Consider the following 23,798-nt stretch of genomic DNA (forward strand, 5'->3'; position numbering starts at 1 on the left):
GCGTAATTACAGATTTTTTATAAAGCATATCCAAAAAATGCCGTCTAAAATTTGTTTTCAATTAGGACTTCTGTAAATTGAATAAGGTGATTAAACAACTTTTCAAAAATATTTGATTTTTTTAAACTATGATTATGAAAGTAATCCACTTTTCCGACTAAACCTGTTTCAAAAGATCCGGATTAAGGTCCGGATTTTTTTTTGAATAATTTTTAGTGAACTTTTAGACTTCGTACACTTACAAAGTTGATTTATGGTTAATGCCAAAATGCTATTAATTTTATTTATGGGAAATCTGTGTTTTTTCGCGCAGGCGTTAGCCCAAAATAATAAGCCTAACCTTGACACGGCTTATATTGAGCCAACGGACCATGTGTTTGCAGCAAGACTCTATTTCACCCACAAATACACAAATTTATTGGTGCGTGTTCCAAGCACCAACCAAAAATATTTATTCGAGCCAAACTCCAGTTTAAATCTCGGACTTGGCTTTACTTATCAGGCTTTTACATTAAATATTTCAGTGCCTTTTGGATTTATGAATCCTGACCGTCAGGAAAATTGGCCCTTTTATTTAGACCTACAAGTTCACGCTTATCCACAAAAATGGATTTTTGATTTGTATGGTCAGTTTTATAGAGGATATACCTTAGATCCTAAATATTTGGAAAATTCAGAAAAAAAATATTTACGGGAGGATATGAAAATGAACTCTGTAGGATTAAACGCGAATTATTTATTTGGTGGTGAAAAGCTATCGCTTGCAGCGGCATTTAATCAAGTAGGGATTCAGAAGAAATCAGCTTTCTCTCCTTTTGTTGGATTTGAGGGCTATGTTGGAAGTGCGAAGGCTGATTCTCTGTTTTTGCCAACTACAGAGAATGTATCTAATTTTAATTTTGATCAGTCTAACTACCTTCAATTTGGGCCAAATGCAGGTCTGGCAGGTACGCTTGTTTTTGGAAAGGGCTTCTTTCTGACAGGAGTAGCCTCAGTAAATTATAGTTTAGGTTTCTTAGAATTGAATAGGGGCGGTGAATCCTTCAAGAAGTGGGGTGGAGTTCCTACCTATTTGCTGCGAGGATTTTTCGGGTATAATGACCGCCGCTTCTCTGTGAATGTTAATTACGTGTATAAAAATCTAAATTTGGTGGTAAGTGAGCCGTTTGACCAAGCTGTCAACACGGGCAACTATCGCTTGAATTTTATCTATAAATTTGAGGTTAGTAAGAAATTTTCGCAGTGGTTTTATAAAATTAATCCCATGCGCATTATCAACAAGAATATAAATCCATAGCAAAACTGAGAGATTTTCTCTCTCATGCAGGATTTTGTAAAAGTTTAAAACCCACATATAATGTTAAATGCAGATCAATTCGGTATTCAGGAATCATTGAAAAGACTCGGTATTCAGTCCGAGAATCTGGGCGTATCCACTGGCTCGAAGTGGATAGATTCTGAAGCGTCTTTAATTGCTTCTTTTTCTCCAGTCGATGGCAAAGAAATCGCGAAAGTAAAACTCGCAAGCAAAGAGACTTTTGAGCAGGTCATGGATCAGGCTCAAAAGGCATTTTTACATTGGCGCACAGTGCCTGCTCCTCAGCGAGGGGAAGTGGTTCGGGAAATTGGAAACGCGTTGAGAGATGCTAAGGAAGATCTAGGTAAGTTGGTTTCTTTCGAGATGGGGAAATCGTATCAAGAAGGGCTGGGCGAGGTGCAAGAGATGATCGACATCTGTGATTTTGCAGTTGGCCTGTCCCGACAGCTTTATGGGTTGACTATGCATTCCGAGCGACCTGGACATAGGATGTACGAGCAGTGGCATGCCATTGGCGCTGTAGGCATTATCTCAGCTTTCAATTTCCCAGTGGCCGTTTGGGCTTGGAATGCAGCGCTGGCATGGGTTTGCGGCGATGTGTGTATTTGGAAACCTTCGGAAAAAGCTCCGCTTTCGGGTATTGCATGCCAGAAAATTGCAGCTAAAGTCTTTCAAAAGCATGGATTGCCAGAGGGTATTTCTTCACTTGTAATAGGAGATTATAAAATAGGAGAGTTGATGTCAAACGAGTCCAGAATTCCTTTGATCTCAGCTACAGGTTCCACACGAATGGGCAAACTCGTAAGCGAGGCTGTTGGTCGAAGATTGGGTAGATCCTTATTGGAATTGGGTGGTAACAATGCAATCATCATTACCGAAAATGCCGATATGGACATGGCTATCCGAGGAGCGCTATTTGGTGCTGTAGGTACAGCCGGACAGCGATGCACAAGTACCCGTCGATTGATTATTCATGAAAATGTCTATGAAGAGGTAAAGACAAGATTAGCTTCCGCATATTCGAAGTTGGTGATTGGAAATCCGCTGGATGAAAAGAACCACGTAGGGCCGGTGATCGATCTGGATGCGGTGAAAATGTATGAGGAAGCAATCAGGAAAGTCGGTGAAGAAGGCGGGAAGCCAGTTGTAGAAGGAGGAGTACTTTCTGGCGAAAGCTATGAATCTGGTTGCTATGTGAAGCCCGCGATCTACGAAGCGGAGAATAGCTTTAAGATAGTTCAGCACGAGACTTTCGCTCCGATCTTATATTTGATGAAGTATAGCACGATTGAAGAAGCTATTGCAATGCAAAACGGCGTGCCTCAGGGATTATCATCTGCGATCATGACTACCAACATGAGAGAAGCTGAAGCATTCTTGTCCGTTACTGGTTCTGACTGCGGAATTGCGAATGTGAATATCGGTACTTCCGGAGCGGAAATAGGCGGAGCATTTGGTGGAGAAAAAGAGACCGGTGGAGGACGGGAATCAGGTTCAGATGCTTGGAAAGCCTATATGCGTCGTCAGACAAATACGATTAATTATTCGTCCACTTTGCCATTGGCGCAGGGGATCAAGTTTGATATTTAGATTTTCGTGAAATAGACCATTGAATTGCTTTGATGGTCTATTTCAGGAAAAGTAATTCTTAATCTGATCCTACTTTTTTGTAAAATGTTTTAAATCATCCAGGTGTCTGATCCCTAATCACTGAGTCAGACTCGCGAACATTCCAAACTGATTTATCCTCTATTATATCTTTTCGATACATGACGGTGGAGGTCTTAGAATCCAAACTGCAAAAAATTCGTGTAGGATTTGTCAAGAACATTATTTGTGAATTCTAACGTTTTATTAAATTAGTATCCGTGATCTTGCACGTGTCAATATTATATTTGGCTTTCACATGTAAAAATCCCCCTTACCCCTTTGAAAAGGGGGAGTAGCCGAAACTGATCCTCAAACATTGATTCCTACCATTTTCGTGCAACATAGCGAACAGTCACATTTTATTATACGTTCTTTGGGCAGTTGCAGTATAAATAGAGAATAAAGATACATCTCCATCTCTCCATCATGATGAAGTTTCCTGTTTCAGAGAAGCTGTTCAATCCTGAGTATTTCGGGAGTGAAGATGGCAACGTAACTGGGTATTCAAGCGACGCAAGATTTATATTTTTTAATATCTATGCCTGATCGAAACTCTTTCTTTCGCGACAGTTTTGCGACGGTATTTAAAGCATCTTGAAATTAACTTGTCGTGTAACTTGGTTTCGAGACAATATTCTATTAGAATTGTCGTGAAAGAATAGGTATGAAATTACTAGACGAACTTGAAATCATCTTAAATACCTTAAAGTCATTTCCAGCAGGGACAAGTCTTGATAGGCTAATTGAAAAGCTTTCTATTCCAATTGAAAGGCGTACTCTTCAAAGAAGATTAAAAAAACTTAGGGAGAACAAACTTGTGTTTACAGAAGGAGGGTCACATGCTACGCGATATTTTGTTAGTGTCATGCACCAGTCTTTCTCAGAAATTGAGAAAGCTAATGAACCAAAAACGGCAATCCCATTGTCCCCAGAAGGAAAGGAAATTTTGGCTCTGATATCACGCTCCGAGACCCAAAGAAAACCAGTGGGGTATGAACGAGCATTTTTAGAAGACTATCGTCCGAATATTGATGCATATCTAACTAATGAAGACAAGAAGCAATTAGCACAATTAGGCAAAACATATGAGGATGTGCAGCCAGCAGGAACCTATGCGCGTGAAATCCTGAACCGTCTGTTGATTGATCTATCATGGAATTCTAGTCGATTAGAGGGCAATACATATTCTCTATTGGATACAGAATTGCTGATCCATGAAGGACAAGTTGCCGTGAACAAATCCGCGAAAGAAACCCAAATGATCCTCAATCACAAGGAGGCTATTGAGTTCTTGGTTGAATCTACGAATGAAGTGGATTTTGATAGATATACCATACTTAACCTTCACGCTTTACTCTCAAACAACCTGTTGCCAAATCCAGCTTCACAAGGAAGATTGCGCCAATTTGGAGTTGGAATTACGAATTCGGTTTTTGTGCCTTTAGGGCTGCCTCAGCTTATCGAAGAATTTTTTGACCTTCTTCTTATAAAAGCGAGACAAATAGAAAACCCTTTTGAACAAGCATTTTTTTTACTGGCTCAGCTCCCATATTTACAACCATTCGATGATGTAAATAAACGTGTCTCCAGATTGGCGGCCAACCTCCCTTTCAACCGTCTTAACCTGGCCCCACTTTCATTTATTGATGTGCCGGAAGAAAGCTATGTCGAAGGGATGCTTGGCATCTATGAACTAAACCGAATAGAACTGTTCAAGGATGTCTTCTTATGGGCATATGAAAGGTCAGCACTCCGATATGCAGCTATCCGTCAGTCTTTGGGGGAACCTGATTTGTTTCGCATGAAATACAGAGAGGAAATGCGTAATCTCATTGGTCATATCGTCAGAACTGCAATGAGCAAAGGCGAAGCCTCATCAGCAGTAAAAGAAGAAGCTCAAAAATTCCCTCAGGAAGACCGTTCAAAATTCATTGAGGTTGTAGAGACTGAGCTTCTAGGTCTTCATGATGGGAATTTTGCTCGTTATAGCATCAAGCCTTCAGAGTTTGCAGCGTGGAAGAGAAATTGGAATTCCAACAAGAGGTAAAAATGGACTGCTGAGGAGCAAAAAAAATTCCGAAGATTTCGAGATTGAATGTGGGAGTTGAGGGATTCGAACCCCTGACTCTTCCGATTGCATCGGGATGCTCTGATCGAAAACTTGGTTTCCAATCGAATGCTTTTTGCAAGGCTCCTAAGAAGCAATATGTTTAGAGTCTAAACCATGCCGTTAATTAATTCAAGAAATTTCTTTTTGCTCTTCCATGATTTGATAGTTCTTTCCCTTAGATATGCTGTGCTTTTGTCAGGGAATTCTTCTGAATAAACAATTTTCCAACCGTTGGCTTTAGCAGTGAAACCTGAGTGATTAGAAAGATGTTTTCTCAATCGCTCTTCTAATGCTTCACAGGAGTGACCAATATAGAACTTGTCTAATAGGATGGAGTATAATATGTAAAAGTGACAAGCCATAGAGTAAAAAAAATCCCGAAAATTTCGGGATTGAATGTGGGAGTTGAGGGATTCGAACCCCCGACCCTCTGCTTGTAAGGCAGATGCTCTGAACCAACTGAGCTAAACTCCCAAGAAATAAAATTAATAAGATGTGGGAGTTGAGGGATTCGAACCCCCGACCCTCTGCTTGTAAGGCAGATGCTCTGAACCAACTGAGCTAAACTCCCATCTCTTTGTTCCTTTCCGTTCGAAAGGGAATGCAAAGGTAATTAGAGAATCAATTGTCGCAAACGATGAATTGCATTTTTTTCATAATTAAAAATAATCGATTGATAATGAGGCGATAAATTATTTTTAATTTATCCTCTACTCCAAATTCAACATAAATCCCGCCCGAAACCATCGACCTGGCATTTGTACTGTTCCTGCTTCCATGTAGTCGGTATCAGTGATATTGGAGGCTTCGGCAAAGAATCCCAGCTTTCCTGTACGATTGTAGTCCACTCGCATGTCCAGCAAGAAATATGGATCTTGACTCATTCTCTCCAAGTACCTCATTTTAGTGTTCCATTCGAGTTTTTGACCTATGCCTAGAAGCACTCCACCGATAACTTGATTTTTCAAAGCTGTCAAAGCATATCGAGTTTCTATTCCCGGCTGATTGATTAGATCAATATTGATATAGTTATAGGAAAGCATAAATTCCTTAATCCGAAATTTGCTGCTATTTGGACTTACTCGGTAATTCAATGAAGCTTCTACTCCGTTAAATTTCACTTCACTGAAATTCTGTGGCTGCCAAGGAGTGTCCGCGTCAGGTCTTGTCCACTCAATCAGGTTGTCAGTACTTCTGTTGAAATATACCAGTTCTGCAAAAAAGCCTGACTTAGACCATTTTGCTCCTAGCTCAAAGTTCTTGGCCTGTTCTGGCACAAGCTGATCATTTCCGATATTGGTAGGGCCTTGATAGTAGAGGTCGTTATAAGTTGGGATTCTAAAGCTTATTCCATAGCCCGAGTACAACCTCAGCTCTTTTGTAGCTTGAAATCCTAATTCTGCTCCAGGGAAATGCTTCCAGCCATATCCGGTGTAATAGTTAGAATAAACTCCGGCACGTAAATCCACCTTTGTTCCAAAATTGACCATCTGCTCCAGGAATATGCCTGCTATGGTGCGTTCTCTGTTGCCAAGGTTAGTGCTTTCAATAGATTCCTTTCTTGTCTCTATGCCAAATCCTGTAGTGCCTAATTTAGTTTTGAAATTCCCGTTTGCCTCCAGCGCAAAAACGTCAGTGGTGTGGAAGTTTTGGTAAAAGGCAGGTTCATTTCTCTTCAAAACATACTCATCTTGATTTCTTCTGAAATATCCTCTTGTATTCAGGTAGAAGTTTTCAAGCGTTACCGTATGACTCAAAGATGCCAACGTAGTTTGCACGCTTTCCCACTGATCCGGGAAGCTGCTTGAATAAAAACCATTAGCCCCAAAATCCCGATCCGTGTAGGCAATCATTCCTTTCAAAGAGTTTTTCTCATTCAAATCAACACCTCCCTCATAGAAGATATTACTGACTTGATAGTCCGAGTTGTACCAATGTCCATTTGAGTCATCGTAAGAGATGGCTAAGTTTTGCTTGTAATTTCCTACTGGTAGAGAGCCTGCAAAATTGAGCCCTTTCATCCCAAAGTCACCACCGTATCCTTGCACTCTAGCGTATCTTTTATCGTTCAGTTCGGTAATCACATTGATTGCTCCTGCATAGGCATTTTGTCCAAAAACCCGTGAGGCAGGGCCTTTCAGTACTTCTATTCTATCGATATTGACCAAAGGAACAGGGATATTCATTATATGATGCCCTGTCTGCGGGTCGCTGAGCTTAATTCCATTGAGAAGCATAAGCGTCTGCTCAAACGATCCGCCGCGGATACTTATATCTGCCTGCACACCGGTCACACCTCTTTGTCTAATGTCAAGGCCTGGTACGAAGGAGAGAACTTCTGGGAGACTTCTGGCAGGGGAGGTCTCTATCTGAAGTTTACTTACAAGGGAGATATTTCTGCTTTGCTTCGAAAAAGGTAGCTGGATTCTGTTTTCCCGGATCAATACTTCTCCTAAATCCTGAGTGGTGGTGTCCGTTTGGGCATTTACAGTAAAGTTTAATGCTAAGGATATAACTAAGAGCACTAATTTTTTCATACAGAAGATTTTAAATAGTAGCTCAAAAATGGACTGAAAATATGCTTTTTCCAATAATGCTAAATTTCTAAAAATTCGTTAAAGGGGAGACTCTCATGTAAAATGTACTAGAGCTTAAAAGCGCAATTCTTACTTTTGCGGATTAATCAAATAATAATATGCGCAGGAAAATCATAATTAAGCTGCTTTTTGCCGGGGCATTGCTCATGGGAGTAAGCAATTCTTTTGCTCAGGAAGTAAAGGAAAATAACCAAAATGAATTTGGAGAATTTATCTACCGTAAGGGGACATATACTCGAACAGCGTCTGGAAAACCTAACATAGGTTATTGGCAAAATAAGGCGGATTATCAAATCGCGGTGACGTTGAATGATTCAGCACACACGCTTGCCGGTAACATTACACTTACCTATACCAATAATAGCCCCGAGACTCTTGACTTCATCTGGATGCAGATGGAGCAGAATAGATTCACTGAAGATTCACGCGGTACATTGACTACTCCGATTCAAGGCAATCGCTACAATGGAGACATCGATGGTGGCTTCGATGTGACTAAACTTCAAGCAAAAGTTGGTTCTAAAGGATCGGTATCTTCTAAGCACATTGTTTCAGATACTAGAATGCAGGTTTGGTTTAATGAGCCTATTCCTGCAAAAGGTGGAACAGCAACTGTTTCTATGGATTTCTCTTTCAAAGTTCCAGTAGAAGGAATGGACAGAATGGGCAGACTTGAAGTAGAAGATGGTTGGATCTATGCTTTTGCACAGTGGTATCCTAAAGTAGCTGTATTTGATGACGTAGAAGGCTGGAACGTGGAGCCTTACTTGGGAGCTGGAGAGTTCTATTTAGAGTATGGTAATTTTGATTATAAAGTCACAGTGCCTTATGACAACATCGTGGTAGGCTCTGGAGAGCTTTTGAATCCTAAAGAGGTGTTGAGTAAAGAGCTTCAAAATCGTTATGCTAAGGCAAAAGACAGTGATACTACGGTAATGTTGATCACAGCTGAGGAGTTAGGCAATACTGAATTGACTAGACCTAAACAAGACGGAACTGTCACATGGCATTTTGCCATTGAAAATAGCCGTGATGTAGCTTTTGCCACTTCGAAAGCATTCATCTGGGATGCTGCGAAAATCAACTTGCCTAGCGGGAAGACAATTTTGGCACAGTCAGTTTATCCTAAAGAATCTAACGGCGATGAAGCTTGGTCTAGATCGACTGAGTATACTAAGGCTTCCATCGAGCATTATTCTAACATGTGGTTTGAGTTCCCTTACGCCACTGCGACTAACGTAGCAGCAGACATAGGAGGAATGGAGTATCCAGGATTGAATTTCTGTAGCTATAATTCTAAAGGCGAAGGACTTTGGGGAGTGACAGATCACGAATTTGGTCACAACTGGTTTCCTATGATCGTTGGTTCTAATGAGCGTCGCTATCCATGGATGGATGAAGGCTTCAATACCTTCATCAACCATTACAGTACGCTAGCTTTCAATGATGGAGAATACCCGTCTACCCTAAATCAAACCCGTAATTACGTGAATTTCTTCACTAGCGAAACTAGAGAAGGAATTGATACCTATCCGGATGTGGTCAATGTCGGTAACCTTGGAATGCTAGCATACAATAAGCCAGCCTTTGGTTTGTTGATGTTGAGAGAATATATCTTGGGTCATGAGCGCTTTGATAATGCATTCAAGTCTTACATTAAGACTTGGGCTTATAAGCATCCTCAGCCTACAGATTTCTTCAATCATATGGAAAATGTAGCAGGAGAAAACCTTTCATGGTTCTGGCAAGGATGGTTCTATGGCACAGGAAATATTGACCTAGGCGTAAATGCTGTGATTCCTTATGCTGGAAACTACGTAGTAGTATTGGCTAATCAAGGTGAAATTCCTATGCCGGTATTGATGGAAATTACCTTTGATGATGGTACAAGCGAGCGCAAAATGCTTCCAGTCGAAATTTGGCAAAGAGGTGATACTTGGAATTACTTACTGAAAACTGATAAAAAAGTGACATCAGTAGTAATCGACCCAGATAAGCTTCTTCCGGATGTTAATCTAGGAAATGATAGTTGGCCGCAGAATGTATACGAAAACTAAAAATCAAAATCCCGGATGTGAGTCCGGGATTTTTTTTGCGTACTTTTTTTTGACTGCAAAGTTCACGAAGGTTTCGCATAGGTCGCAGAATTACTGGTATCCTGTAGATGGAGATAATGCTTAGTCAGGTTGAGCGAAGTCAAAGGCAGACTTCAGTCAGCTTTCTTCTGTCTTCGGTCTGGATCAGGCAAGTATTAAGGTTACTGGCATCATCCTATCACTATCTGATACCCATACGATTTAATAATCATCATTGATTTCCAGCCACATTCCATCCGGATCCTGAATGTAGATTTGGCGAATTCCATCAACTCTGACTGTTACTTTTCCTTTTTCTCCAACCCAGCTTTCAAAAGGATAATCTGTGTTTTCCAGTGTTTTGATGAAAGCATCCATGTCCTTCATGCTGAAGCAAAGATGATTTACTTTTGAAATTTGAGTGGGAATGTTAGGTGCCTCTATAATATGCAGTGCAGCTCCTCCGCCGATGTCGTACCAAGCATGAACACCATCTTTGAATGGCTCTTCAATCTCCTCCAAGCCAACGATTTTCTGATAGAATTCCTTGCTCGAATTCAGGTTGCTTACATGGACAGCGATGTGATTTACTTTGATTTGGGCAAAAGAGCTCATAGTTATTCCTACTAATAAGATGGTAAATAAGGCTTTCATGGATTTTAGGTTCATTTGAAATGATTAATAGCGCTTAATGTTAGCTGATTTGAGGATAGATTGAAAGAAAATAGGGATATAATAAAGAAAGCACCCGCTTAGGCGGATGCTTGCTTGTCTTTACTCGAAGAATTTTGTTTACCTATTCTTCTCCTACTTTACTAAGGTCAGTAGCTGACGCTATTTTTTCTGCCTCATCAAATAACTTGATGGCTTGGAGGTAAACTTCATTGATATCGTTTATCACTTTGTAGAAAGCACTATCATCATAAATTTGCCTTCCAAGATGCGCTTTCAACAGGATTTTAAGGTATGCTTTAGATTTGTTGAAGTCTTTTGCATCAAACTCCACCTTGTTTTTCTTGCCATATTCTACTAAATCATTGAGCATAGCATCGCTGACAGCGTAGTCTGTGTAGTATTGCTCCAAAGACATATTCTCAAACTTGGCTTTATTTTCATTTACAAAGTCAAGAAGGTATTCCCTTGAGGAATCCGAATTGAAAAGCTTACTCACATAAGCAGAAGACATAGTCGTGTCTAGAGGCACGAAGTAGTCAGGCATAATGCCTCCTCCTCCATACACAGTGCGTCCTTTTACAGTTTCATATTTCAGACTGTCATTGAATGTGATACTGTCTGCAGAGAAAAATTCTCCGTGCTCGTATCTCTCGATCCAATCTCTTTCGTATGCTTCATAATTTGCCCCGTAAGGCTTTTGGATAGATCTCCCAGAAGGAGTGTAATATCTAGCGATCGTCAATCTCAGCTCAGCTCCATCAGATAGATCAATTGGCATTTGAACTAAGCCTTTTCCGAAAGATCTTCTTCCGACGATCAATCCACGATCATTATCCTGAATGGCTCCTGCCAAGATCTCAGAAGCAGATGCAGAACCCTCATTTACGAGGATGATTACCGAGCCTTTTTCAAACATGCCAGGTCTGAAAGCAGTGACTACCTGATTGTATTGCTCTACTTTTCCTTCCTGAGACACGATTATTGCCTTATCGCCTAATAGCTCATCTGCCATATAGATAGCTGCTCCCATGTATCCTCCTGGATTTCCTTGAAGGTCAATCACCAGTTTTTTCATCCCTTTGCTCTGTAGATCAGCGATAGATTCTTTAAACTCGTCGTAGGTGGTCGCTGCAAATCTGGTCACTTTGATGTACCCTATTTCATCATCGACCATATAAGAAGCATTAATGCTATACTGAGGAATCTTATCACGCGTGATCTTGTATTCTATAAGATCTTTCTGGTTTTTACGCTTCATATCTACCACTACCACCGAGCCTTTCGGGCCGCGTAGTTTTTCGAATACATCGCGGTTAGTTACACCCACGCCTGCCATAGTCTCTCCATCTACTCGGATGATTTGATCACCGGATTGAATTCCCAGAGCTTCAGACGGGCCGCCCGTTAATGGTGCTACCACATAGATCGTATCTCGTATGATTCCGAATTCTACCCCAATGCCATCGAATTCTCCATCTAGTTGGGATTGTGCAATAGAAGCATCCTTAGCGGGAATGTAGCTAGAGTGAGGGTCAAGATGCTCAAGCATTTTAGTGATGCCATATTCTATGAGTTCACTGGAATTGACAGTGTCCACATAATCTCGATCGACGTATGTCATGATCTCTTGTAGCTTGTAAAGTGCAGCTCTTAGATCATTTTGATTTCCTTTTGGTTCCGCAAAAGTTGCCCCGATCCAAATGCCAGCGGAAATGGCCAATGCCAAGATAATAGGCAGACGGATTTGGGATTTTGTGTTTTTTGTCTCGCTCACAAGTTTCTCTTTCAGTTGGTTATAAGTCTTTATTGTCAGTCTAAATTATCCAAAAATGCCCTCTTTATAAAGAGTCTTTTGATAAAGCTAACAAATGTTTATACGAGGGGATGGTATAATGGCTCAATTTATTCCCCTTTTTTCTGTTAAAAAAAATTATTTTTGCAACATGCGATCTGTAAATGATTTTGAAAAGAGCCTAGTGGGAGATTTAGTTTCTGCAAACTATGTCTTTGCGTCTGTGCTTCATTATTTCGGGATCAGCTTTTATCAGTATCCAACTCAATCGCTGGAGGTGGTGTGTAAAAAGCACAAAGTGCACTCAAGTCAACTGATCATAGAATTGGAATCTTGGGCGCAGCGTAAGGATCCTACCAATGAGGAATTGTACTGGAATCCCATTGAGGTTTTAGTGGCATACTTGAAGAAAAAGCACTACTATTTTGTGCGACAGGAACTGCCTTTTCTTTCAAATATCATCTCAGGAATTACTCCAGAGCCGAAATTCGCATCATTGATGGCGGACCTTCGGATCATGTTCCCGCTATTTGTTGAGGATTTTATTCACCATATTCACGAGGAAGAAAGTAGGCTTTTCAAGAGAATCGAATTGCTTCAGGATATTGAGGAAAATAGATTTTCACTCACTGATGCGATTACGATATTGGAACGAGATCCTATCCATATGCTGGCAGATCAGCATGAGATCCACGATGATGAAATGGAAGGAATCAGAAAATTGACCGCTGATTATTACTTGGATGCAGATGCTCCACTGACTATGAAAGTGCTTTATCACGAATTGCAGAACTTCGAGAAGGAACTTAGAATCCATGCAAAAATCGAAGATGAACTTCTTTTTCCTAAGGCGGTTGAGCTGGAAAAGGAAGCTTTGCGCCAAATACATAAAAAAACCAGAAAAAACTGATGCCCAGAATACTCGCGATTGACCTGGGAACCAAAAGAACTGGTCTGGCCGTTACTGATCCATTGAAAATGTTGGCTAATCCATTGGAGACCATCGAGACTTCCACGCTGCTTGATTATCTGAAAAGGTATTGTGCAAAAGAAGAAGTGGACACCCTAGTTCTAGGCTATCCAACCCGATTGAATGGGCAAGACAATGAGATGACACCCAAAGTGATTACCATCAAGGACAGGCTTTCAAAAGCTTTTCCGGATAAAAAAATAGAACTCGTCGATGAACGGTTCACTTCTAAAATGGCCATGCAAAGCATGATTTCCATGGGAAGTAAGAAAAAAGACAGAAAAGAAAAAGCCGGTAACTTGGACAAGGTGAGTGCGGCCATTATTCTACAATCCTATTTAGAAAAACAATGATTTACCCAATAGTTGCTTATGGTAGCCCCATTCTGAAAAAAGAAGCTGAGGAAATTACCGAAGGAACAGAGCTCGATGAGCTGATTAAAAATATGTTTGCCACGATGGACAACGCCAGTGGCGTGGGTCTTGCAGCTCCACAAATCAACCAGGGAATTAGCCTTTTTGTAATCGACAGCAGCTTGATGCTAGATGAAGATGACAATGAGGTCGGAATTCGCAGAGTTTTTATCAACCCGATTATTTTGGATGAATACGGCGATGATTACAGCTTTGAAGAAGGCTGTCTGAGTATTCCAGAAGTTCGTGCAGACATCACACGTCCGGACACGTTGACTATTGAGTATTACGATGAAAACTGGAATCTGAAAGAAGAGGAATTTTCAGGAATGACTGCTCGGGTGATCCAGCATGAATATGATCACTTGGAAGGCATCCTATTTGTCGATTACCTAAAAGGTCTGAAAAAGCGACTCGTAAAATCCAAGCTGGTGGATGTCAGCAAGGGTAAGATTTCCACTGATTACCGAATGATATACCCCCTGAAATGATCAAATCTGCCCAACTCACAATAGCTCTAGTGCAAACGCCACTTTACTGGAAAGATAAAGTAGCCAACATGGCGATGCTGGAAGAGAAGCTTTGGGAGATAGAAAAAGGAGTGGATTTGATCATTTTACCGGAGATGTTTCCGACGGGATTTAGCATGGATGCAGCTGAATTGGCAGAGCCGATGAATCTCAATGTCTGCAAGTGGATGAAGCAGATGGCTGCGCAAAAGAAAGCAACTATCACTGGAAGTGCGATCATCCAAGTTGACGGTAATTATTATAACCGCTTGCTTTGGGTAAGTCCTGATGGGATGATTCAACATTACGATAAGCGTCATCTATTTCGGATGGCTGACGAAGACCAATCCTTTTCTGCAGGAAACAGGTTGCCTATTTTTGAGTTGAATGGCTGGAAGATTTGCCCACAGGTTTGCTATGATCTCAGATTTCCGATCTGGTCTAGAAATAGAATGGTCGATGGGCAGTTGGGGTATGATCTGATTTTTTATGTAGCCTCATGGCCAGCTGCGAGAGTTTCTGCTTGGGATGCACTTTTGCCAGCAAGAGCAATCGAGAATTTGGCCTATTCCATTGGTGTGAATCGAGTAGCCGAAGATGGAAATGGAGTACTTTACAATGGACATTCTGCCGCCTACGACTTCAAAGGAAATCAGCTGGTGTTTTTGGGAGAAATAGAGAAAATAACTGTTTTGACTTTGGAAGCACAGGAGCTAGATTCCTATCGCGAGAAATTCCCCTCCTGGATGGATTCGGATAATTTTTCGATCAAATAACACTTTTTTCAGACAGTCAGCACTTTATGCCAGCAGAATTTGAAACAAGGATATTTTCCGTATTTTAGCCTCGATATTTTAAGACCCTGATTCTCTTTTTCCAATCCATTTTAAAAGCAAAATGGATATGACCAAAGAATGGTCAATTGAAGATTCGGGGTATAACTAGCCTTTTTGAATTCTTAAAACCATGAGTAACCAAACTCCAAAAATCCTGTATACGCTGACCGATGAAGCTCCAGCTTTGGCCACGTATTCCCTTTTACCAATTGTAGAAGCATTCACCAAATCCGCTGGAGTATCAGTGGAAACGCGTGATATTTCGCTTTCCGGTAGAATTATTTCCAATTTCTCTGAGTTTCTGACTTCAGAGCAGCAGATGCCAGATACTTTGGCTGAGCTTGGGAATATCGCAAAAACCCCGGAAGCCAACATAGTAAAGCTGCCAAATATCTCTGCATCTGTGCCACAGCTTAAAGCTGCCATCAAGGAGCTTCAGTCTCAGGGATATGCACTTCCAGACTATCCAGAGGAGCCAAAAACTGACGAGGAAAAGAACATTAAAAGCAAATACGATAAAATCAAAGGTTCTGCCGTGAACCCAGTTCTACGTGAAGGTAATTCAGATCGAAGAGCTCCACAGGCGGTGAAAGCTTACGCTAGAAAGCATCCACACTCCATGGGGAAATGGTCTGCGGATTCAAAGACTCACGTGGACAGCATGACTGAAGGTGATTTTTACGGAAGTGAAAAATCCCACGCCATGACTGAGGAAGCTGTTATTTCAATAGAATTGCATGGAGCAGATGGTAGAAAAGAGATTCTTAAATCTGGTTTGAAGATTTTGGCTGGTGAAGTAATTGATGCTTCTACGTTGAGCATTTCTGCTTTAACTGAATTTTTGAGAAAAGCGAAAACGGAAGCAAAACAGCAAGGCGTTCTATTTTCGATCCATATGAAAGCGACTATGATGAAGGTTTCTGATCCTATCATCTTTGGTCATGCGGTGAAAGTCTTTTTTGAGCCTGTTTTTGCGAAGCACATCGCTACATTCAATGAAGTGGGAATAGATGTAAATAACGGATTTGGAGACTTGATCTCTAATCTGGATAAACTTCCACTTCCAAAAAGAACTGAAGTCGAAGCTGATATTGCCGCTTGTCTAGCTGATAGCCCAGAATTGGCGATGGTCAATTCAGACAAGGGAATTACCAACCTACATGTACCAAGTGATGTGATTATCGATGCGTCTATGCCTGCCATGATCAGAACTTCTGGTCAGATGTGGAACAAGGCCGGTAAACTACAGGATACCAAAGCTATTATTCCAGATAGATCTTACGCTGGTGTTTATCAGGCTACGATTGATTTTTGTAGAACTCATGGCGCCTTTGATCCATCCACGATGGGTTCCGTGCCAAATGTAGGTTTGATGGCTCAGAAAGCTGAAGAGTATGGCTCTCACGATAAAACTTTTGAGGTTCCCTTTGCAGGAAATGTGAAAGTAGTGGATCAAAAAGGAATCGAAATTTTCTCTCATAAGGTGGAAGCTGGTGATATCTGGAGAATGTGCCAGACTAAAGATGCAGCTATTCAGGATTGGGTGAAGCTTGCCGTGACTAGAGCGAGACTTTCAGCTACACCTGCTATTTTCTGGTTGGATCCACTGCGTGCTCATGATGCAGAATTGATCAAAAAAGTGAATACTTACTTGCTGGATCACGATCAAACTGGGTTGAAGATTTCTATTCTTTCTCCTATTGAAGCTACTAATTTTTCCTTGGCAAGAATCAAAGAAGGTATGGATACGATCTCTGTCACTGGAAACGTGCTGAGAGATTACTTGACTGATTTGTTTCCGATTTTGGAATTGGGCACTTCAGCGAAAATGCTTTCTATCGTTCCTCTGATGAATGGTGGAGGCTTGTTTGAAACTGGGGCTGGTGGATCTGCACCTAAGCACGTAGAGCAATTTACAACTGAAGGTCACTTGCGTTGGGATTCCTTGGGAGAGTTTCTTGCACTTGCAGTTTCCTTGGAGCATTTGGGACAAACATTCCACAATGACAAAGCTTTGCTTTTAGCAGAAACTCTTGATCAAGCAACAGGCAAATGGCTGGAAAACGATAAGTCTCCGGCGAGAGTCGTAGGCAAACTGGACAACAGAGGAAGTCATTTTTACATTGCGCTATATTGGGCGGAAGCACTTGCTGCGCAAAATAAAGATGCAGAACTGAAAGCAAAATTCACTACACTGGCTGCGTCTTTGGAAGCAAATGAAGAAGCAATTGTTCATGAATTGAATAGCTCTCAAGGCACTCCAATAAACATTGGAGGTTACTTTAGACCAGATGCGGCTTTGGCTTCGCAGGCAATGAGACCGAGTGGAACATTGAATGAGGTGCTGACAACCTTAGTTTAGTTGAAGATTATTTAGAGTGAAAAGCCATCCCGAAGAGTCGGATGGCTTTTTTTGGTTTTTAACCGCAGGGGCCTCGGAGTTTATCGTGGAGTGCGCGGTTCTTCTTCTCAGGAAGTTGAGATTTCTGCTGACAAATTTTTCCAAAGTTCTAAGCCTTGGAAAAATTTAAATTGATGGATGCCACTAGATACCCACTACAAATTCACGTAAAAAACAAAAACACTTGTAAATGGTCACTTACAAGTGTTTATTGAGACTAATTGTGGAGCTGGCGATACAGAAGTCGAACCATTTTGAGGAGGATTTGGAGCTATTGGCAATGCTATTCAAGTTCGTTTAAATGAATGGTATAGATTTTTGAAAATGATTAATCGACGAATTTAATACCCGTTAAAAGCTTGTTTTCCTTAGAATGGGTTTTCTTTTATCCAACTAAAATACGGAAAGTATGGTGCTGGGGTATTTGATCTCAGTATCGAGTTTTTAGCCCATTTCATAGCTATTGGAATTTGAGTGTTTTTGAATAATAGTATTTAGCAAGGAAATAATTTCTCGAAAGCTCAAGAATTTTTTCCTGATAATTCTCTCCAGAGTATCCTTCAGATTTCGTAATTCTTTTTCAGCTTCAGAAAGATTGCGGGGGGGGGGGGGGCATAAATGGATTCCGTTATCGGATAATAATTTCAGTACATCCAGCTCATAAATTTCTCCCATTTTGGACAAATGAATAACTGAAGGTTGTGTTTTACCACTCTCGATATTGGATAGTGTTTTTTGTGAAACGCCCAGAAGCTCGGATACTTCATGCTGGCTTAGTCTTTTAGATTCTCTGGCTTTTTTTAAGTGATGCCCTATTTTCATAGCTTAAAAGGTTAATTGGGTTAGTAAAAAGTTACTGAAAGTTAGTAAATACGGTATAGTCTTTTAAGAATTTAATTCTCAAATTTATTCAATCATTTTTAACATCACAATTTTAGTTGAATTTTTATTACCAGTCAATGGATAACTGTTTGATCATTTGCAAGAGAGTGCTGGAGTCGCTTAGCGTGCCTTATACCCAACAATTTTTGAAGGAGAAAGTCCTCACCCATCCTCATTATCCCAGCTTACTTTATATATCTGATATTCTTGAAGAGTATGGAGTGGGATCTTTGGCCGCTAAGCTTGGTCCGGATCGATTGGATGACTTTTCTTTGCCGGGAATCGTACAGGTATTGCTGGCCGATGGCAACTATTTTAATGTCATCACGGCTGTTTCCGAAAGCGAGATCACTCTATTTGATGAAAAAGGAAAGCAAAAGGATGTATCCCGACTGGATTTTCTGAAGAGTTGGACAGGTGTCAGTTTACTGTTAGAAGCAGGGGAAGATGTAGCCGAACCGGAAATCAATCAAAAGATCCGTGATCAGCAGATCATTAAAGGTGTGGCAATGATTGGGGTGGTCAGTTTCTTGGGTTGGCTGGGGCTTGGCCTAGTTGAGAATGGAACTTCAGGATTGTTCCTATTCTATTTTTTGCTCAAGGGTTTGGGACTGTCAATATCAAGCATCTTGCTCTGGTATCAACACGACAAAGAAAACCCTGCCCTTCAGAAATTCTGCTCGGGAGGGAAAAGTGTGGATTGCAATTCCGTGCTGGATTCAAAGACTTTTCAGCTAGTGGATGGGCGGATCAATCCCAGTCTGATTGCATTCGCTTACTTCTTTGCTGGTACGGGTTTGATTGCAGGATTAGCTTTCTTGGCTATGACATTTCTTGCATGGCTAAGTGTAGTAAGTATTCCTATAGTGATTTACTCCTTTTATTATCAGGCTCTAGTCATTAAAAAGTGGTGCAGGTTCTGCCTGCTGATCCAAGGAGTGTTGGCAATGGAGGTTATGGCTGTATTGTGGGGAGTTTTTTGGGAAGGTGAATTTTATCTCTCAGCCTTAAGCTTGTTCCTTTTTCTTTTTACAGGAGTGATATTGATCAGGCCCATGCTCGAAAGAAAGGATGAACTCTATAGATCCAAAAGAGAACTTGCCAAACTCAAAAGCAACAAGGAATTGTTTGAATTGTCCCTTTTACGATCCAAAAAGATCAAGAATGATCCTCAGGGGCTTGGGATATTGATGAAGGGTGAAAAACCGAAAAACCAAGTCATAAAAGTATGCAATCCCTATTGTGGCCCTTGTGCCCGGGTTCATCCGGTTCTGGAAAGCCTTTTTGATAGAGGAAATATAGTCCTTCATATCCTTTTTACACCAGGGAACGGGGATGAGCAAAAGGAAAAAACGGTTAGGCATTTACTGGCTATAGAAAGTAAAGGTAATTCAAAACTAACGCACCAAGCTTTGGATGACTGGTACGGAGCAGAAAGGAAAGACTATAATGCATTTGCTGCTAAATATCCGATGAACGGTGAACTGATGCAACAGGATGAAAAAGTGAGGGCTATGGAGGATTGGTGTGAGAAGGAAAAAGTTTATTATACACCAACCTTATTTATTAATGGGTATGAGCTGCCTAAGGAATATAATGTGGAGGATTTGAAATATATACTTACCTAGATAAATAGAGAATAAAAAAAAATCAATCGTTATGAATGTTCACAGTCTTCGGGTGATCTGAATGTCCGGAGAAAATCTTAAATATTACAAAATAATAAATCATGAAAAAAAAGTTAAAGTTAGGAAAATTAGAGATTTCTTCGGAAGAGGTAATTGAAAGAAGTCAGTTGTCTAATGTTTTTGGTGGGTCTGGTGGAAGTGGAGGTGGAGGCTATTGTGTCTTACTAGGCAGTGGCAATAGTATAATTGATACACTTAATAATTTTGATCCAAACTTATCCGAACATGATATTCGTTATCGAGTAGGAAATATGTGTTTAAATTTGCAGCCTACTTGTAAAACTTGGCAGTGCTACCTTTAAATAGAGGTTAAGCAAATCTCTTGATAAGTTTTTTTATTTGATTCACAATATAATAATCTAGCAAATTGATTGTAATTCTAAAGCCTCAACCTACATCTGTTTAGGTGTGTTTGGGGCTTTATTGTTGATTTATTTCCAATGAAAATTCACACTCATTATGTAGGCTAAAAACCTTCTTTTCAAAAACTCTAAAATAATTAAAGTGCAGCTGCTTTTAGTAGCTTTTTCCAACTAGTTATTACCACAGATTATGAAAAAATTAAATCCGGTTATATTGATTTTTTATCTGGTTTTATTACAGAGTTGCAACAAAAAAGTAGAGGTGGAGGTCTCAGGAATCCCCTATACAATCGAAATTTCGAAGCAGTTTTTGACAAGTGAATTACCGGAATTGCAGTTTGTGGCTTTAGACACCGTGGATCTTGAAATCCCAGGTAATCTCTCCCTGACTTTTTTTCAAGACATGGCTTTTGCCAAGAATTTTTTTTTTATTTTGGACGTAAGGCAAGGGTTATTAAAGTTTGACTACGAAGGTAATTATCTAAAGACAATTGGGGCAAAGGGACAAGGGCCGGATGAGTATAATGGGGCTACATCAATCTATCTGGATGAAAAAAACGACATAATCCTTGTGACAGACTGGAGTGAAATGTCTGTGGTTTCCTATGACTTTGAGGGGAACTTCATTGCCTCAGAGAAATTTCCTGGACAACCGATTTTTTTATTTCAACATAAAGACTCTCTATTGGTGGTTCAAGAAGATGCATTTGGCTCCCAAGAAAAATACCGTATGAATTTGATTGTAAGCACAATTGATCCCAAAAAATTGATGTCTAAGCAGCAGGTAAGTGTATTGTACAGCTATGTTTCAGAATTAAATACATTTTATAATTTCCCTGGAATTTTGGCGAAATTAAACGAGAAAACCCTGTTTTACTTGCCGCGACCAAGATTTGAAGGACTGACTGAGCATAAGGACACGATTTACAGGAAGGTGGATGATCATTTGGTTCCCGAATACCTATTGCACTTTACGGAATTCGATAGAACAGATACACTGAGCATATCCCATCTTGAGATGTTTGACGGCTATGTATCCATGCTATTTAATTTTAAAAAACAGGAGTATATGATAATGCTTGATTTGGTAAATAACCTGCCATTGTCATATATGAGCCATCCTCTCGACAATCGCATTTCAACAATTGATATTGAGAATTTCCCCAAGCATTTAAATGAAAATATGTTTTATGTGATACTTAGGAACAATGAAGAAGAAGAAGAGAGCAATCCCAAAATTGTGTTTTATCGATTTGACAATTGATTTATTCCGAGAAACCAGATTAATGCGATTGGTGGAACATAGAAATCGACTCACCCGATTCTTTTCAAAGAGTTTGTTATCAAACCTCCGCCTTGGATACCTTATAAGCTCAAATTAGGACGATTAGCAATATTTTCATGGAAGGTCAAAGTATAAATAAGTCAACATTAATTTTAAAGCGAATATTATGCTTTTGCCATTCCCCCATCTGTGTGTAGTATAGACATGATTTGTAATTGAGCGTTACCAGGTGTAGTTTGTAACTACACCTTTCTATCTTGAGAATTTGCAATTCTGGCGATTTGAATTAGTTTCATCGAATTGGAGAAGGCAGAAGATTTTCTTTATTCAAGTGTTAGAAACCCCGCCTCGTCGGGCAGGAATTCTGGATTGAAAGAATTGATTGAGGTGGATTATTGGTGAGTTTGGTATGTGTTTCCAATTAAAAATTGGAACGGATTTGAGGGTGTAGTTACAAACTACACCCAGTCACCAATATGATTTGACTACACTTAGGGGGGAAGAAGTGCTTCAGAGAAGTCAATTAGCTAATATCTATGGTGGATCTGGCACCGTAATGGTAAGTTGTAGTTGTACTACTAGTGGAGGTGGAACTGCTTCGGCAACCTGTACGGAAGATTTGGCGGGCAATGGAACCAACCGCTGTTGTTCAGTTCATTATGGTTCAAGTTCGCAACAGTCAGGAACTGGATGTACTTAATGAGCAGTAAAAGCTGAGGCTTAACTGATGAGTCTGTCCTCTTGATTGTAGGACAGTCTCTTTTTAAATATTCTTTAAAACTTTTAAAATGAGATTATTAGCTTTATTAGTGTTGTTGTCTGTAACCCATTTTGGTTGTAACAGAGTAGAGAATGAAACATTGGCAGGTGAGTATGTCCTTGAATTAGTTGATACGCTTCAAGTTGATTTGATGTATGATTTTGGCTTTGTTACAAAAAGTGTTGTGGATGGATATATGTTGGCATATACTTATCAAGATGGTGTCTTTCATTTGATTAATTCAGAGGGTAAAGTCCAAATATCAATTAATCGAAAAGGGGAAGGTCCAAAAGAGTATAATAGAAATCTATCATTTGTGACAATATTCGACAAAATGGTTGTTTTCATGGATCTTAGAAAGTTGAATTTTTATGATTTTAATGGGAATTGGGTTAAAACAGTATCTTATGATAATTCAAGAGGATCAGGTGGTATAGGCCTCCCAGATTCTGATTTGTTGTTTTTTGATAGCGGAAGGTTTGTTGTACCTAATCAAAATGTAGTTGATCTGCCAGGTATTTCCAGCCATCTAGCGATGCTAGACACAATTCCTCTTTGGAGTGAATATAGGCTTTCTGACATAACAGGGGAATTTGTAAAATCGAATGTAGGGTTAATGGATACTACAGGAATTTTGCATTCTAAATTAAAGTATCCAAACTATAAATCTATTATGTGGATGCAAGATGGAATTCTTTACCAAATTCCTCAATTATGCAGTATTGTTTATCGATTTGAAGTTGGTAAATCATTGTATCCGATAGATAAATTTAGTTTGGAAATCCCAAATTTTAAAGATCCAGTTGGTTTGGAGGTAGAGTTACGAACAGTAGATAATTATCAATTGTTTAATAAATATTCGGCAATCAATAGTTTTGTCAATTATGTTGTCCCTATGGATAATGGGAGTTTTTTTGCTATTTATTCAACTGGAGTATCTGAATTTGAATACGATAACTTAATTGAGGAAGAAAAGTTTCCAGAGGGAGAATTTTATGGGTACTATTTCGATGGAATGCTATCCCAAGGTTATAGAATATCATTGCCTAAGAAGGGTTCCCATCCTTCATTTTGGAAACAAGTCACTTATTTAGGAGGAGATAAGTTTTTGTTTGTTTATGAAAATGAAATTGAAAGGGATTATTATATAGGAGGAGTGTATAGTCTTACAAAAAGAAATTGATTTTAGTATTACCTAACATGTTTAAAAATAATTTATTTGGTTTTACCACGAATTTAATGGAATAGGTATCTTTAGAAAAAAAATGTTTACTGAGAATTTTTTTACAGCCCTGCTTAATAAAGAGGGATGGTAAATATTCTGAGGTTGACTTCAAACTTACCATATTACAAACAACCTGACTCCAAGGTCTACTGCAATATTTGCTTGCGAATAATAGACAAGTTCTATGGCAAGTGATATCCATGAAGGAAATTAGAGGCCTATCTAAAATTACTTGGTTTGGACCTGCTAC

General features: G+C 39.8%; 18 protein-coding genes and 2 tRNA genes. 13 read left to right on the forward strand and 7 right to left on the reverse strand.

All coding sequences use genetic code 11. The features are described 5' to 3' along the window. Nucleotides 1–253: 253 nt before the first annotated feature. The 3 genes from BVH04_RS23730 to BVH04_RS23740 all read left to right on the forward strand — a co-directional run bounded on the left by BVH04_RS23730 (nucleotide 254) and on the right by BVH04_RS23740 (nucleotide 5,015). A complete protein-coding gene (locus BVH04_RS23730) occupies nucleotides 254–1,297 on the forward strand; it encodes a DUF4421 domain-containing protein (protein ID WP_086543949.1) in 1,044 nt (347 codons plus the stop codon). Between the two features lie 60 nt (nucleotides 1,298–1,357). Then, nucleotides 1,358–2,908 (forward strand): L-piperidine-6-carboxylate dehydrogenase, encoded by a 1,551-nt coding sequence (amaB, locus tag BVH04_RS23735; protein ID WP_086543950.1) that lies wholly within the window; start codon nucleotides 1,358–1,360, stop codon nucleotides 2,906–2,908. Nucleotides 2,909–3,632: 724 nt separating this feature from the next. Beyond that, nucleotides 3,633–5,015 carry a Fic family protein gene (locus BVH04_RS23740; protein WP_086543951.1) on the forward strand — a complete coding sequence of 461 codons (1,383 nt, stop codon included), beginning with the start codon at nucleotides 3,633–3,635 and terminating at the stop codon, nucleotides 5,013–5,015. Nucleotides 5,016–5,185: 170 nt separating this feature from the next. Here the strand turns inward: BVH04_RS23740 and BVH04_RS23745 are convergent, their stop codons facing one another. The 4 genes from BVH04_RS23745 to BVH04_RS23760 form a co-directional block, all read right to left on the reverse strand. After that, the gene (locus tag BVH04_RS23745; RefSeq protein WP_086543952.1) at nucleotides 5,186–5,440 is read right to left on the reverse strand and encodes a GIY-YIG nuclease family protein; all 255 of its coding nucleotides are present in this window, start codon (nucleotides 5,438–5,440) and stop codon (nucleotides 5,186–5,188) included. A 37-nt stretch (nucleotides 5,441–5,477) separates the two neighbouring features. After that, a tRNA-Val gene (locus tag BVH04_RS23750) sits at nucleotides 5,478–5,552 on the reverse strand. 22 nt (nucleotides 5,553–5,574) lie between these two features. Then, a tRNA-Val gene (locus tag BVH04_RS23755) sits at nucleotides 5,575–5,649 on the reverse strand. Nucleotides 5,650–5,788: 139 nt separating this feature from the next. Continuing rightward, nucleotides 5,789–7,615, reverse strand: a complete 1,827-nt coding sequence (locus BVH04_RS23760; protein ID WP_086543953.1) for a TonB-dependent receptor plug domain-containing protein — start codon at nucleotides 7,613–7,615, stop codon at nucleotides 5,789–5,791. A 158-nt stretch (nucleotides 7,616–7,773) separates the two neighbouring features. On the opposite strand from BVH04_RS23760, the gene BVH04_RS23765 reads away from it, so the two are divergent. Then, nucleotides 7,774–9,732, forward strand: coding sequence for a M1 family metallopeptidase (locus BVH04_RS23765; RefSeq protein WP_086543954.1), 1,959 nt, complete (start codon nucleotides 7,774–7,776; stop codon nucleotides 9,730–9,732). 240 nt (nucleotides 9,733–9,972) lie between these two features. Here BVH04_RS23765 and BVH04_RS23770 read toward each other — a convergent pair whose 3' ends face one another. Beyond that, complete coding sequence (locus BVH04_RS23770) at nucleotides 9,973–10,404, reverse strand: VOC family protein (protein ID WP_240511052.1); 432 nt, start codon at nucleotides 10,402–10,404, stop codon at nucleotides 9,973–9,975. A 142-nt stretch (nucleotides 10,405–10,546) separates the two neighbouring features. Further along, nucleotides 10,547–12,199, reverse strand: coding sequence for a S41 family peptidase (locus tag BVH04_RS23775; protein WP_086543955.1), 1,653 nt, complete (start codon nucleotides 12,197–12,199; stop codon nucleotides 10,547–10,549). Between the two features lie 169 nt (nucleotides 12,200–12,368). Between BVH04_RS23775 and BVH04_RS23780 the strand changes: the two genes are divergently transcribed. The 5 genes from BVH04_RS23780 to BVH04_RS23800 all read left to right on the forward strand — a co-directional run bounded on the left by BVH04_RS23780 (nucleotide 12,369) and on the right by BVH04_RS23800 (nucleotide 17,307). After that, the gene (locus BVH04_RS23780; RefSeq protein WP_086543966.1) at nucleotides 12,369–13,127 is read left to right on the forward strand and encodes a hemerythrin domain-containing protein; all 759 of its coding nucleotides are present in this window, start codon (nucleotides 12,369–12,371) and stop codon (nucleotides 13,125–13,127) included. Continuing rightward, on the forward strand, nucleotides 13,127–13,540 hold the full coding sequence (gene ruvX, locus BVH04_RS23785; RefSeq protein ID WP_086543956.1) for a Holliday junction resolvase RuvX: 414 nt from the start codon (nucleotides 13,127–13,129) through the stop codon (nucleotides 13,538–13,540). The genes BVH04_RS23780 and ruvX overlap by 1 nt, the downstream gene beginning before the upstream one ends. Then, entirely contained in the window at nucleotides 13,537–14,091 is a 555-nt protein-coding gene (gene def / locus BVH04_RS23790) for a peptide deformylase (RefSeq protein WP_086543957.1), read from the forward strand. Before ruvX ends, def begins: the two co-directional genes overlap by 4 nt. Further along, nucleotides 14,088–14,885, forward strand: coding sequence for an amidohydrolase (locus tag BVH04_RS23795; RefSeq protein ID WP_086543958.1), 798 nt, complete (start codon nucleotides 14,088–14,090; stop codon nucleotides 14,883–14,885). The genes def and BVH04_RS23795 overlap by 4 nt, the downstream gene beginning before the upstream one ends. 190 nt (nucleotides 14,886–15,075) lie before the next feature. After that, entirely contained in the window at nucleotides 15,076–17,307 is a 2,232-nt protein-coding gene (locus BVH04_RS23800; RefSeq protein WP_086543959.1) for an NADP-dependent isocitrate dehydrogenase, read from the forward strand. A 483-nt stretch (nucleotides 17,308–17,790) separates the two neighbouring features. Here the strand turns inward: BVH04_RS23800 and BVH04_RS23805 are convergent, their stop codons facing one another. After that, nucleotides 17,791–18,168 (reverse strand): helix-turn-helix domain-containing protein, encoded by a 378-nt coding sequence (locus tag BVH04_RS23805; protein ID WP_086543960.1) that lies wholly within the window; start codon nucleotides 18,166–18,168, stop codon nucleotides 17,791–17,793. 137 nt (nucleotides 18,169–18,305) lie between these two features. Between BVH04_RS23805 and BVH04_RS23810 the strand changes: the two genes are divergently transcribed. The 4 genes from BVH04_RS23810 (at nucleotide 18,306) to BVH04_RS23825 (ending at nucleotide 23,506) form a co-directional block, all read left to right on the forward strand. Beyond that, nucleotides 18,306–19,856 (forward strand): vitamin K epoxide reductase family protein, encoded by a 1,551-nt coding sequence (locus tag BVH04_RS23810; protein WP_086543961.1) that lies wholly within the window; start codon nucleotides 18,306–18,308, stop codon nucleotides 19,854–19,856. Nucleotides 19,857–19,957: 101 nt separating this feature from the next. Continuing rightward, the gene (locus BVH04_RS23815) at nucleotides 19,958–20,218 is read left to right on the forward strand and encodes a hypothetical protein (protein WP_086543962.1); all 261 of its coding nucleotides are present in this window, start codon (nucleotides 19,958–19,960) and stop codon (nucleotides 20,216–20,218) included. Between the two features lie 250 nt (nucleotides 20,219–20,468). Further along, nucleotides 20,469–21,542 (forward strand): 6-bladed beta-propeller, encoded by a 1,074-nt coding sequence (locus BVH04_RS23820; protein WP_086543963.1) that lies wholly within the window; start codon nucleotides 20,469–20,471, stop codon nucleotides 21,540–21,542. Between the two features lie 809 nt (nucleotides 21,543–22,351). Further along, complete coding sequence (locus BVH04_RS23825; protein ID WP_086543964.1) at nucleotides 22,352–23,506, forward strand: hypothetical protein; 1,155 nt, start codon at nucleotides 22,352–22,354, stop codon at nucleotides 23,504–23,506. Nucleotides 23,507–23,798 lie beyond the last annotated feature (292 nt).

This window comes from Algoriphagus antarcticus (assembly GCF_002150685.1).
Taxonomy (GTDB): Bacteria; Bacteroidota; Bacteroidia; order Cytophagales; family Cyclobacteriaceae; genus Algoriphagus; species Algoriphagus antarcticus.

What these genes read in the sequence shown, in the direction of transcription:
- BVH04_RS23820 (WP_086543963.1), top strand. Translation starts at nt 20,469, where the DNA reads ATGAAAAAATTAAATCCGGTTATATTGATTTTTTATCTGGTTTTATTA.
- def (WP_086543957.1), top strand. Translation starts at nt 13,537, where the DNA reads ATGATTTACCCAATAGTTGCTTATGGTAGCCCCATTCTGAAAAAAGAA.
- BVH04_RS23810 (WP_086543961.1), top strand. Translation starts at nt 18,306, where the DNA reads ATGGATAACTGTTTGATCATTTGCAAGAGAGTGCTGGAGTCGCTTAGC.
- BVH04_RS23800 (WP_086543959.1), top strand. Translation starts at nt 15,076, where the DNA reads ATGAGTAACCAAACTCCAAAAATCCTGTATACGCTGACCGATGAAGCT.
- BVH04_RS23795 (WP_086543958.1), top strand. Translation starts at nt 14,088, where the DNA reads ATGATCAAATCTGCCCAACTCACAATAGCTCTAGTGCAAACGCCACTT.
- BVH04_RS23815 (WP_086543962.1), top strand. Translation starts at nt 19,958, where the DNA reads ATGAAAAAAAAGTTAAAGTTAGGAAAATTAGAGATTTCTTCGGAAGAG.
- BVH04_RS23740 (WP_086543951.1), top strand. Translation starts at nt 3,633, where the DNA reads ATGAAATTACTAGACGAACTTGAAATCATCTTAAATACCTTAAAGTCA.
- BVH04_RS23745 (WP_086543952.1), bottom strand. Translation starts at nt 5,440, where the DNA reads ATGGCTTGTCACTTTTACATATTATACTCCATCCTATTAGACAAGTTC.
- BVH04_RS23760 (WP_086543953.1), bottom strand. Translation starts at nt 7,615, where the DNA reads ATGAAAAAATTAGTGCTCTTAGTTATATCCTTAGCATTAAACTTTACT.
- BVH04_RS23730 (WP_086543949.1), top strand. Translation starts at nt 254, where the DNA reads ATGGTTAATGCCAAAATGCTATTAATTTTATTTATGGGAAATCTGTGT.
- BVH04_RS23825 (WP_086543964.1), top strand. Translation starts at nt 22,352, where the DNA reads ATGAGATTATTAGCTTTATTAGTGTTGTTGTCTGTAACCCATTTTGGT.
- BVH04_RS23765 (WP_086543954.1), top strand. Translation starts at nt 7,774, where the DNA reads ATGCGCAGGAAAATCATAATTAAGCTGCTTTTTGCCGGGGCATTGCTC.
- amaB (WP_086543950.1), top strand. Translation starts at nt 1,358, where the DNA reads ATGTTAAATGCAGATCAATTCGGTATTCAGGAATCATTGAAAAGACTC.
- ruvX (WP_086543956.1), top strand. Translation starts at nt 13,127, where the DNA reads ATGCCCAGAATACTCGCGATTGACCTGGGAACCAAAAGAACTGGTCTG.
- BVH04_RS23770 (WP_240511052.1), bottom strand. Translation starts at nt 10,404, where the DNA reads ATGAAAGCCTTATTTACCATCTTATTAGTAGGAATAACTATGAGCTCT.
- BVH04_RS23780 (WP_086543966.1), top strand. Translation starts at nt 12,369, where the DNA reads ATGCGATCTGTAAATGATTTTGAAAAGAGCCTAGTGGGAGATTTAGTT.
- BVH04_RS23805 (WP_086543960.1), bottom strand. Translation starts at nt 18,168, where the DNA reads ATGAAAATAGGGCATCACTTAAAAAAAGCCAGAGAATCTAAAAGACTA.